General features: G+C 71.3%; 12 protein-coding genes and 1 pseudogene. All 13 read right to left on the reverse strand.

All coding sequences use genetic code 11. The features are described from left to right. Positions 1-1,208: pseudogene (locus VIW71_RS06570) on the reverse strand (hypothetical protein); the annotation flags it as partial. Between the two features lie 149 nt (positions 1,209-1,357). Further along, positions 1,358-1,768 carry a hypothetical protein gene (locus VIW71_RS06575; RefSeq protein WP_331621040.1) on the reverse strand — a complete coding sequence of 137 codons (411 nt, stop codon included), beginning with the start codon at positions 1,766-1,768 and terminating at the stop codon, positions 1,358-1,360. A gap of 11 nt (positions 1,769-1,779) precedes the next feature. Next, positions 1,780-2,286 carry a hypothetical protein gene (locus VIW71_RS06580; protein WP_331621041.1) on the reverse strand — a complete coding sequence of 169 codons (507 nt, stop codon included), beginning with the start codon at positions 2,284-2,286 and terminating at the stop codon, positions 1,780-1,782. Further along, positions 2,286-2,696 (reverse strand): phage tail tube protein, encoded by a 411-nt coding sequence (locus VIW71_RS06585; RefSeq protein ID WP_331621042.1) that lies wholly within the window; start codon positions 2,694-2,696, stop codon positions 2,286-2,288. Before VIW71_RS06585 ends, VIW71_RS06580 begins: the two co-directional genes overlap by 1 nt. A 12-nt stretch (positions 2,697-2,708) precedes the next feature. After that, the gene (locus tag VIW71_RS06590; protein ID WP_331621043.1) at positions 2,709-3,446 is read right to left on the reverse strand and encodes a hypothetical protein; all 738 of its coding nucleotides are present in this window, start codon (positions 3,444-3,446) and stop codon (positions 2,709-2,711) included. Between the two features lies 1 nt (position 3,447). Then, on the reverse strand, positions 3,448-3,897 hold the full coding sequence (locus VIW71_RS06595) for a hypothetical protein (protein ID WP_331621044.1): 450 nt from the start codon (positions 3,895-3,897) through the stop codon (positions 3,448-3,450). Between the two features lie 8 nt (positions 3,898-3,905). Further along, on the reverse strand, positions 3,906-4,499 hold the full coding sequence (locus tag VIW71_RS06600; RefSeq protein WP_331621045.1) for a phage gp6-like head-tail connector protein: 594 nt from the start codon (positions 4,497-4,499) through the stop codon (positions 3,906-3,908). 1 nt (position 4,500) lies between these two features. Further along, positions 4,501-4,743, reverse strand: a complete 243-nt coding sequence (locus VIW71_RS06605; protein ID WP_331621046.1) for a hypothetical protein — start codon at positions 4,741-4,743, stop codon at positions 4,501-4,503. 216 nt (positions 4,744-4,959) lie between these two features. Further along, positions 4,960-6,354 carry a phage major capsid protein gene (locus VIW71_RS06610; protein ID WP_331621047.1) on the reverse strand — a complete coding sequence of 465 codons (1,395 nt, stop codon included), beginning with the start codon at positions 6,352-6,354 and terminating at the stop codon, positions 4,960-4,962. A gap of 146 nt (positions 6,355-6,500) precedes the next feature. Next, a complete protein-coding gene (locus VIW71_RS06615) occupies positions 6,501-7,175 on the reverse strand; it encodes an HK97 family phage prohead protease (RefSeq protein ID WP_331621048.1) in 675 nt (224 codons plus the stop codon). Continuing rightward, the gene (locus tag VIW71_RS06620; protein WP_331621049.1) at positions 7,172-8,389 is read right to left on the reverse strand and encodes a phage portal protein; all 1,218 of its coding nucleotides are present in this window, start codon (positions 8,387-8,389) and stop codon (positions 7,172-7,174) included. Before VIW71_RS06620 ends, VIW71_RS06615 begins: the two co-directional genes overlap by 4 nt. Before the next feature lie 12 nt (positions 8,390-8,401). Continuing rightward, positions 8,402-9,967 (reverse strand): terminase large subunit domain-containing protein, encoded by a 1,566-nt coding sequence (locus VIW71_RS06625; RefSeq protein WP_331621050.1) that lies wholly within the window; start codon positions 9,965-9,967, stop codon positions 8,402-8,404. Beyond that, a complete protein-coding gene (locus tag VIW71_RS06630) occupies positions 9,930-10,193 on the reverse strand; it encodes a hypothetical protein (protein ID WP_331621051.1) in 264 nt (87 codons plus the stop codon). The genes VIW71_RS06625 and VIW71_RS06630 overlap by 38 nt, the downstream gene beginning before the upstream one ends. Between the last annotated feature and the right edge of the window lie 83 nt (positions 10,194-10,276).

Consider the following 10,276-nt stretch of genomic DNA (forward strand, 5'->3'; position numbering starts at 1 on the left):
GTGGCGCTCGCCGCACGGGTGATGGCGCCCCACGAGGCGCGCCAGATCTGCTGGAACCATGTCGTCTTGGTCGCGATCAGCACGATGACCGCGATCAGCGCGACGATGCCGATGATGATCCACGTCGTGGGGCTGAGCATCATCGCGGTGTTGAACGCCATCTGGGCGAACGTGGCGATCCTCTGCACTCCGGTCCATACGGTCGTGGCCAGCGCCCACGCCTTCATACCGACCGACGCGGCGATGAACGCCTGAGCGAGCAGGGTGATCACCGGGGTGGGGGTGACCGCGATGATGTCGGCCAGGGCCTGCGCGATCAGGGTGGTGGCGCCCAGGAACGGGGCCAGGGACACCACGAGCTGGCCGAGCGCGGAGGCGAGGTTGCCCAGCGCGCCCCGGCCGCTGGCCGCCAGGTCCAGGAACTTCGCGAAACCCGCGGAGCCTTTCAGTCCCTTCGCCCAGGTGGCGAACGCCCCGGTCATGTCGGCCAGGCCACCGGTCACCCCGGCCGACATGGGCAGGAACGCGCCCAGCAGCGACCCGAACCCGGTCACGAGATTCTTGATCACGGTCAGGAAGTTGGACAGGGCCGGTCCGGCCACGGTCGCGACGTCCGCGATCCACGCCTTCAGCCCGCCCGACTGCGCACCCCGGGCGATGTCGTCGACGAAGCCGCCGATCGCCCCGGCCGCCGCCTTCACCAGCGGGGTCAGAGCGGGCAGTACCCCCCGCAGCATCTGCAGGCCGCGGGTGAAGATCGGCATCGTCGTGGACGACAGGCCGTCGGACCACGCGGCGAAGTCCTCCTTGAGGCCGATGAACGCGGTCGCGGTGTCCCTCGTGGCGGGGGTCATCTTGGCCAGGGCATCGGCGTAGGCCTTCTGGGCCGCCGCCGCCTTCTCACCGCCGGCCGCTGCGGCCTGCTGCGCGGCGTCGTACAGCTCCCACGCGCTCGTGACGGACTCCAGCTGTGGCCCGACCGCGGCTTTGAACGCGCCGACCGCGGCGCCGGCCGCGAGTGCCCCGGCCGCGAGTGCCCCGGCCGCGGTCGCGGCGGCGGCCACATACGGGGCGGCCACCCCCACCCCGGCCACCGCGGTGCCGATCCGCGACCCGAACGCCTCCAGCTTCGCGGCCACCGGCCCCAGCGCCCGCGAGACCCGGTCACGCGCGACCAGGTTGAACACCAGGCTGGTATCGCTGGCCATGGATCACCCCTTCAGCTTGGCTTCCTGCTCGGCCATGTCCTTGGCGTACTGGTCGAGCCAGTCCAGCAGCGCGTCTGTCTGCTCGACGGTGTACCGGTCCCAGTCGTCGGGCCTGATACCGAGCAGGTGGGCGGCGTTGCCGAGCTGGCTCAGCCGGCGATCGGCAGCCGGGCTTTTCCCTCGTCGTCGGCCTCGTCGATGGCGGTGGCCATCTCACGGTCGAGCTGCTCCAGCCGCGCCGCCTGATCCGGGCCCGCGTCGTTCTGCGTGATGGCGTCCCGCATGGCCTGGTACTCCTGGCGGGAGAACTCCAGCTTCAGCTCGTCCCACGTGAAGTCAACGTCTTCCCACCGCACCCCGGGATGGGCCCGCTTGAGGAACAGGAACAGCAGCGCCCGCCGGCACACCGAGTTGCCGTTCAGGACGGACTGGGTGAAATCAGAGAAGTCCTTGCCGGTGCGGCGCTCCAGCATCTCCCGCTCGGGCGACAGCAACTTGTTCGGCTGGTACTTGAACCGCTGCGGCTCCTCGGAGCCCTCGGGCTGGTAGATCAGATACACGGGGTTGTCTCCTACTCTGCGGCGCGGTCGGCGATCCGCCGCGCCATCTCTTCCATCGCGTCCAGCACGGCCCGCTTGTAGACCTCGTTACGGCCGGCCATCGCCCGGTCGAACCAGTCGAACTTCCCGATCTGGGTGCGCCACTCGCCGTCGAAGGACTTCGTCCTCCAGCCGCCGACCTTCTGCGTCCTTTTCGGGGCATTGCGGAACCCGCGCACGGCCGGGGTCTTCTTCGCCTTCACCCGGGCACCGGTCCACATCCCGCCCAACTTCACCTCGGGGCGCACCTTCTTGGCGATGGCGGTGCGCAGGCCCGGCCCTGCGTGGCCGCCCTGCGAACGCATCGACATGATGCCGCTCTTGGCCATCTCCGCGGCCGGGTTCAGGGCCGTGCGCATGTTCTTCGCAAGCTCTTTGCGCAGGGCCTTGCCGTCCTCCTCGGCGGCCAGGGCCCGGCCGAGGGCCTGGATGCCCTCGGCGGTGACGGACATCTCGATCGGCAGCCCGTCCCCGGCCATCAGGAGGTCGCCCTGGCCACCACGCCCGACGTCGGGTAGCTGACGGAAACCGACGCTTCGTCACCCACCGACCCGGTCAACGGGTTCCAGCTCTTGATGAGGACCGACCCGGTGTACTTCGGGTTGTTGGTGCCGACCGCGGCCTGGTCGGCGCGGACCTCGAAGGGGACGACGGTGCCGAACAGGGGCCACATGATGCTGTCGAGCTGGGCGGCGGTGAAGTCCTGCTTGAACCCCAGCCCGAGCGACGCCGACCTCAGCCCGCCGAGGACTTCCTTCCACCCGAGACTGCCGTAGGTGGTGATGTCCTTCTCCTCGACCTCCGTGGTCAGCTCGATCTTGTTGGCGAAGGTCGACAGGACGTTGGCGTTGATGGACAGGTACGAGGCGAGCAGGACCATCCTGGCCATGGGGTTCTCCGATCAGGCGATGCCGAGTGCGGCAGCGAACAGGAACGAGGGGGCGGTGCCGGTGATCGTCCAGGCGATCCGCCACCAGGTGTCGGTCAGGGCGCTGCCGGTGGTGCGCAGGATCTGCCCCCCGGCCGCGGTCGCCCCGGCGAACGTCAACTGCGTGGCCGCGCTGGTGAAGCCGCTGTTGTCGTCACTTTCGACGCGGGCGGTGATGGTGGGCATGGCGGTGCCGGCCACCGACAGGACGTGCAGGGCGGCGTACAGCCGCTTCCCGGCCGGGACGGCGCCGAGCTGCAGCGAGGTGCCCGTGCCGGAGGCGGTGCGGGCGGTGCCGGGCGGGTGGGCGATCTGCCCGCGGGCCACCGGCCACGACCCGGACACCTTCCCGGTCCAGGGGGCGATCTCGCCGACCTGGTCGCCCAGCTTGTACGAGGACCGCAGGCCGAGGGTGAAGTACGCCAGCGCGCCCATGACCGCGTCGGTGGGGCTGACCGTCCACGGGCCGGTACCGCCGAGCTGCGACCAGGACGCGTCATCGACCTTGGACGGGTCGCCGGCCTCCCACTGCCCCTCGGCCGTGATCGTGCTGGACGCCAGCCCGCCCATCACTTCCTTCCACCCGCCCGACCGGTAGTTCGTGCCGTCCTTCTCCTCGACCTCCGCCTGGAGCTCGACCTTGTTGGAGTTGCCGGACAGGTCCGCGCCCACCCCGAACAGCCGCACATCGGTCAGCACTTGCTTCGGCATGTCAGGTGCCTCCTTCTCCGATGACGCGCACCACCAGCTCGGCGCCGAGGTACTGGGTGCCGGCGACCTCGTACCAGCGGTAGGACTGCACCCGGGTCACGTGCAGGTCGTCGGCCAGGCCGCCGAGCGCGTACTCTCCGGGGGCGCCGCGGGCTACCTCGATTGCGGCCTTCAGCGAGCCGGGGCCGCCGCCGGACAGCAGGCCGTCCAGGATCTTCTGGCCGGACAGGTCGTCGGCGCGGCTGACCAGCACGGCACAGGTGAACTCCACCTCGTCCTGGCCGCGGCCGAAGGTCTTGTCGAAGGTGATGGTGTAGTCGCCGACGTAGAAGTGCGGGACGGTCACCGCGTCGGTGGCGTAGCCGGTGCACGTGAGCGCCGGGATTCCGTCCGGCATCGTGACGGCGCGGGCGGCGTCTGCGATGGCGTCGCGGACGGCGGAGATCTGCATGGTGCCTCCTACGCGAAGCCGGGCAGGATGAAGGGTTCGATCAGGGTCCACACGTCGGGGTCGCGGCGGGACAGCCGGATCGCGCCCCAGTCGCCCCCCATCAGGCCCTCGGGGCTGTCCTTGCGCTTGTACAGCCGACCGGCCTGGATCAGCGCGGCCTCGGTGATGTCGTCGGGCACGGCCGGCCAGCCCCAGCGGGCGGTGACCCGGACCCGGGTGGTGGCGGTGCCCCAGGTGCCGAGCACACGCAGCAGCCCGGTGATGGGCTGCCCGTCCGCCAGGGCGTTGTCCGGGCTGGTCTCGTAGCCGGTGACCGTGGACCACGAGGCTCCGCCCCCGGTCTCGACCAGCAGGCCGGTGGTGGAGCCGATGTCATCGGTCAGGAACAGGTCGCCGTCGTCCTCGCGCACCACCCGATCGCGCAGTCTGAAGGTGCGAGTGACCGGTGTCTCATCGAGCCAGAACCGCCGGCTGGTGGTCCGGTCGATGCCGCGCGACGCGGCGGCCAGCGCGGAGGTCAGCAGCGCGTCGCGGGTGGTGTCGCTGGTCGGGATGTTCATGCGCTCCCTCAGCGTGGCCAGGGTGCCGTACTCGTTGGCCACGTCAGGACTTCTCCGTCTCCCGCTGGTGGCGGCCTGCGGGTGCCTCGGACCGGGACGGCTCAGCGGTCGGCGTCTTGTCCTGCGCCGCCTTCGGCGCCCGGCCGCGCGGTGCCTTGTACCCGCGCAGGGCGAGCTGTTCGTCGACCTGGGCGACGCGGTCGGTAAGGCCGCGCTGCACCAGGCCCTCACGCTCGCGCAGCAGCGCGGCGACCATCGTGTCTTCGGTCAGGGGTTCGTCGGTCATCGCTTCCTCCTTGATGAGACGCAGGACGGGACGCGAGCGGACGTCGCAGTCCGGGTTCCAGCACGGCACGCGGCATACGCACCGGTACAGGCCGCCTACGGACTTGAAGCCGTCGTCGCACCACTCGCAGGACATGGGGTCTCCCGTCGCCGGGGTGAAAGGGTGGGTGGCCGGGCGCGGGCCGCCGGGTCGGGGCGGGCCGCGCCCGGCGGGAACTCACTGGCCGATGAAGGTCGGGGTGACCAGGCCGGTGCCCGCGATCTTGCGGGCCTGGGCGTAGCGGGCGTGGGTGTAGGCGAAGTAGCCGTACACGACCATCAGCACACCGAGGCTGGCGACCTTGGCCTGCTCCGCCCGGATGTACATCGGGGCGTTCGGGTCTTCCCACAGGTGGCACTCGTTGCGGTCGACGACGTAGACCTCGTCCTCGTTGGTGCCGGCGCCGAGGTTGGTGGCGATGTTGTTGTCGACGATGACCGGGGTGCTGTTGGGCAGGACGCCGCGCACGCCGCTGCCGTAGGTGGCCGCGTAGTTGGCCCCCAGCATCTGGGCAGCGATGCCCGGCTGGGAGATCAGCGGCCAGGTCGAGGACAGGGCGTTCTGCATCCAGTTCCAGCGCCGCGAGTGCATCACCGCGATGTTCTCGCCCGACGCCATGTCGAGCAGGGCGGCCTCGACCCCCGACAGGGCCTCCAGCGTCTTCGGGTAGAACTCGGCCACGGTCGGCGTGCCGTCGGTATAGGCGACGGCGGTGGCCACGTTGGTCAGCCCGGTGGTGGCCTGGTTGAGGAGCGTGGCGTCCAGCGTGCTGGCGTACCGGCGGAACAGGTCGTCCAGGACGACCGGCTCCACGCCCGCGCCGCGCTCGATCGCCTGCCGCGACAGGGTCTGCTGCCCGGCGTTGGTCTGCACGCTGACGGGCAGCAGCGTGTCGTCGATGTCCGTCTCGGAGACGTTGGTGTTCTCCCCGCCGCTTTGCAGGGCGACGCTGGTGGCGGTGGTGATGCGGGAGATGTTGACCGTCATCCCCTGCGGCGGCAGGTCGTGCGGGCGGCAGGCGTCCGCGAACGGCCGCCTGGCCGCTGCCGCCGGGGCGTACAGGTCGGTCAGGTACTGCGGGACCACCAGGCCGGTGAACGCGCCGGTGCCGGCTGCACGCACCAGCTGGTCGCCGCGCTCGGCGCGCTCCTCGGTCATGTGCCGGGCCAGCCGGTCCCGGGCCTCGTAGTCACCCAGGAACGCCGCGGCGACGTCCCGCTCGAAGTGCTGGCCGCGCCGGTCCTGGTCGGGCCGGTAGGTCCGCTCCTCCGCCCCGACGCGGGCGACCCGGTCGTAGGCCGGCGCGCGGTTGGCGGCCGGGGTGCTGCGGGCGGACAGGGCGGCGATCTCCGCCTCGCGGGCCTGCTCCGCCTCCAGCTCTGCCAGGGCCTGCTGGCGGCGGGTGACCTCGGCGTCGGCGGCGTCGCGGGTGGCGATGCGCGCGGTGACGGCGTCCTCGGTCAGGTTCGGGTCGGAGCGCAGCGCCATCAGCGCGTCCTGCTCCTGGGTGCGGGTGGCGATCGCGGTGTCCAGCGCGGTGCGCGCCTGGGCGATCAGGTCGTCGAGCGTCATGGCTCGTCATCTCTCCTTGCTCGATGGGATACACGACGCCCCGGTCCAGGTCAGACGGCCACCCGAGGCCAGCGGCGCCGGGTGGGCTCGTGCGCGCAGAGCGCAGGGCAGAACCCGCCCACGAGGGGCGGGAAGTCAGGGGGTGGTCAGCGGGCGAGCGCGATCTCCAGCAGCGCACGCGCCCGGGAGGACGCCGGTGGTGTGGGCTGCCGCAGGCTGCCGGTGGTGTGGGGGTTGGCGCCGTAGCCGACGATCGCCACGTCCCCGCGGTGGATGTCGAAGCGGGTGATCCGGTACTCGGTGTAGTCCGGGGACCACTGCCCCGCCTCGATCCGGAACGCGAAGCTCATCTCGTCGACCAGGCCGGCGCGCAGCTTCGGCGCGATGTACGCCACGTCGTGGTCGGCCGGGTCGAGCGCCGGGGCGTGCACGTGCAGGCCGGTGTCGTCCTCGGCCAGGACCAGGGTGCCGGTGGTGGTGCGGGCCATGCGGCGGAGCTGGTCGTGCCCGAGGACCAGGGGGACATCGAGGTCCGCGCGGGCCAGGGATTCTGCGGCGGCGCCGGCCGAGACGATCTCGGTGTAGGGCCCCCACATGTCCCACATCTCGTAGCCCAGCTCATACACGCTGGCGTGCCCGAGGAACTCCAGGGCCCCGGTGTCGCCGGGTGCGTCGCGCAGCTGCACGCCGGTCAGTGCCGCGCGCACCGCGGCCCGTGCGGTGGGGTGCTCGGCGGCCCGGCGCTGCGAGGGGCGATCGGCGCGCTGACGCACGTGCTGGGCGCGTGCCGCCGCGGCGGCGGCCCGGGTGGTGGCGGTCATGACGTGCCTCCCGATGCGGTGGCGGTGGTGGGTTGTGTGCGGGCGCTGCCGAACAGCCGGTCGAACTCCGCGTACTGCTCCTCGGTCAGCGGCGCCCGGTCCTCCAGGGCGCGCGCCTCGGACGGCGTCAGGGTGCGGGAGGTGATCTGCGAGGCGATCGTGCGGGCCCGGGCCTCGGGGTCCATCCGCAGCAGCGCGTCGGCGTTGAGCTTGACGTACCGAGGGCCGGAGACCAGGTACCGGCTGAACGCGTCCTCCCGCCGGGACACCGCAGGCCCCAAATGCATGATCAGGAACTGGAGGTTGCGCTGCGTGATGCTGGCGTAGGTGATGCTGCTCCCGGACACCGCGGCGTCGATCATGTCGCCAGGGCACCCGAAGAACCGGGCGATGTCACCGAGCCCGTACTGGCGCGCCTCGATGAACGCGGACTGCGACGCCACTGCCTGGATCGGCTTGTACTCCCACTCGTTGCCGTGGACGAACAGGCCGCCGGTCGCCACGGTCGCCTCGAACTGCTCCCGTGCGATCCGGGCCTGGCCCTTGTCGATGGTCTTCGAGTTGTTCTTCAGCTCCGCCATGGGGATCGCGCCGCCGGCGAACCAGTCCCGCGCGAACGCCTGCGCGTTCAGCGACTCCTCGATCGTCCACGCCGCATACGCCACCGGCGACAGGCCCAGCGGCAGGCCCGAGACCGTGTACTGCTTCTCGTGCCAGACGTCCCACGGCTCGTATTCCTTGCCGCCGATGACGAACTTCGTGATCTCCGCGCCCCTGGCGCGCACGGTCACATCGCCCAGCGCCACCAGGTCGACGCGTGCGGGCAGGCCGCGCCCGTCCGGCCCGATCACCCCCGACCGCTCGGTGATGACCCCGAAGGCATTGCCCGCCCGGTCCAGGTCGACCTGGGAGGAGTACATCCACTCCTTCACCCCCACCCTCACCCCGCCCGGGGTGACCAGGACGGGCGGCTTGGGCACCTCGACCTGGATACCGTTCACCCGCCGGTAGACGTCGACCGGCATCGTGGACACCAGGTCCGCCCGCAGCCGCAGGCACGCCCACACCGCGCTGTGCCGCAGCGCGCTGTCGTTGGTGACGTGCACCGCCCCGCCGCGCCGCTCGCGGGACCGGCCCAGCAGCTCCTCCGCACTGGTGACCTGCGCATCCCGGGCGGTCCGGGTGAAGGGGTTCAACTTCGACCAGATGCTCATGCCCACCCCCTCTCACCCGAACGTGTCGGCGATGTCGTCGTAGTCGTCCTGCACGACCGGCCCCCGGGCCAGCAAAGCCCAGCGGGCCAGCGTCACCGCCACCAGCGGCGCGATGTCCACCGGCGAGGACAGCCGGTCAAGCGCCCACGCGTCCCCGCTGCGGCGGGTACGGGCGCCGTTCACCGCGGCCGTCAGCGGCGCCTGGTCGATGTGCGCGACGCGGCCCTGCCGGATGGCGTCCGCGATCTGCCCGCACGCCTCGATCCAGTCGCCCTGCCGCAGCACCACCAGGTCACCGCGCACCGGCGCCTCGCCCGTCTCCGGGGCGTTCACCCCGGCCTTCTTCAGGTCGTCGATCAGCGACGCGGCCGGCGACCTCCCGGCGACCGCCACGGCCACCGGCCGCCACAACCGCCGGAGCCGCACGACAGCGGGCACCACCCAGTCGGTGCCCGCCCGGCGGTCCACCACCTCCAGGTGCATCCGCCCGTCCTCACCCACCGAGGCCATCCCGATCGAGGCGTAGTCCCGCCCGTGGGACACGTCGATCGCCAGCGCGATGTCCCCGCCCGGCCGCCACTTCTCCCCGGCCAATCCCGGCCATGCCGCCTTCGGCACGTTCGGGTCGGACGCCGGGGCCGGCTTGCGAGTGCGGTTCAAGTACGACCGGTCGAAGCCGCTCGGGTCGTCGGCCATCTTCTCCAGCTCGGAGCGGATGACCGCCTCGGTCACCGTGTAGCCCAGCGCCGGCAGCGTCGCCCGCCACGTCGCCGGATCATCCCGCGGCATGTCCTCCGGCGCATACCACTCGAAGTACGCGGCCATCGGCCGCACAGCGCCCGGGTCCTCGGCGAGCGCCTCCCACAGCGCCTCGATGAGGGCACGACCCGTCTTGCGCTTCTTGTTCAACCACACGCTGGTCGTCGTGCCGCCGGCCGACGCCCACCAGAGCTGGGCCATGGGGCGGGTCAGCATGGCCGGACTGAACGCGACCTCCAGCCGGTCGTCGCCGTGCGCGAACGCCTCGTCGATGAACCCGAGATCCAGCGGCGGACCGTGGCCGGCCTTGTCCGTGTTCGCGGTGATGCCCATCCGACTGCGCTTGCCGGGCCACAGGATCGCCTCGTTGCCGTTCGACTTGCGGATGCGCGCGTACTTGGCCAGGGACGATCCGGAGATCTTCTCCCAGAACTCGTCCTCCCAGCGCTTGCGCGCATCGTTACGTGTCTGGGCGGCGTAGATGATGTTCTGCCCGGGGAACGCCATCGCGCGGTGGACCTGGGCGGCGAGGCACAGCTCGGTCTTGCCCTGCTGCCGGGAGACGGACAGGCCCACCTCACGGTGCGCGAAGCGCCCGGTGTCCGGGTCGATCTCCAGCGCCACGTCCGAGACGTACTTCTGCCACGGCATCGGCGGAGCGCCGAGCTTGGCCATGACCTTCCACAGCTTCGGTCCCAGCGAAGGCCGGTCCGGATGACGCGGCGTCCCCCACCGCGGCGGGCACGTCAGCCCGTACCGCTCGTACAGATCCTCGGCGAACTCACTCGGGGGAGCCCAGGTCTCCGAGGTCGTCGTCATCGTCAGCGGCCCGCCCCTCCAGCAACTGGGCGAGCGTCTGCCTCAACTCCCGGTTGAGCTGGGCGAGCTGCTTGCCGTCCTCCCCACCACCCATGTCGATCTCGCGTGCCAGCCGGAATGCCATCTGGGACAGCGACGGCTCGATCCCCACCAGGTCGCCCAGCGCCTCGACGTCGGCGCGCACCGCTTCCTCGACCGGACCGGGCTTGCGCTGGCGCGGCGGCATGACCGTCTCCCTCCAAGATCATCCCCGTGGCGATCGGCCCGGGGGGAGAAAAATAAAAGGTGGGCATGGGGCTGCCAGCCCGA

Source organism: Streptomyces sp. (assembly GCF_036524955.1).
Classification (GTDB): domain Bacteria; phylum Actinomycetota; class Actinomycetes; order Streptomycetales; family Streptomycetaceae; genus Actinacidiphila.

Coding starts and splice junctions, on each gene's coding strand:
- VIW71_RS06580 (WP_331621041.1), bottom strand. CDS start 2,286: ATGGCCGGGGACGGGCTGCCGATCGAGATGTCCGTCACCGCCGAGGGC.
- VIW71_RS06585 (WP_331621042.1), bottom strand. CDS start 2,696: ATGGCCAGGATGGTCCTGCTCGCCTCGTACCTGTCCATCAACGCCAAC.
- VIW71_RS06590 (WP_331621043.1), bottom strand. CDS start 3,446: ATGCCGAAGCAAGTGCTGACCGATGTGCGGCTGTTCGGGGTGGGCGCG.
- VIW71_RS06595 (WP_331621044.1), bottom strand. CDS start 3,897: ATGCAGATCTCCGCCGTCCGCGACGCCATCGCAGACGCCGCCCGCGCC.
- VIW71_RS06605 (WP_331621046.1), bottom strand. CDS start 4,743: ATGACCGACGAACCCCTGACCGAAGACACGATGGTCGCCGCGCTGCTG.
- VIW71_RS06610 (WP_331621047.1), bottom strand. CDS start 6,354: ATGACGCTCGACGACCTGATCGCCCAGGCGCGCACCGCGCTGGACACC.
- VIW71_RS06615 (WP_331621048.1), bottom strand. CDS start 7,175: ATGACCGCCACCACCCGGGCCGCCGCCGCGGCGGCACGCGCCCAGCAC.
- VIW71_RS06620 (WP_331621049.1), bottom strand. CDS start 8,389: ATGAGCATCTGGTCGAAGTTGAACCCCTTCACCCGGACCGCCCGGGAT.
- VIW71_RS06625 (WP_331621050.1), bottom strand. CDS start 9,967: ATGACGACGACCTCGGAGACCTGGGCTCCCCCGAGTGAGTTCGCCGAG.
- VIW71_RS06630 (WP_331621051.1), bottom strand. CDS start 10,193: ATGCCGCCGCGCCAGCGCAAGCCCGGTCCGGTCGAGGAAGCGGTGCGC.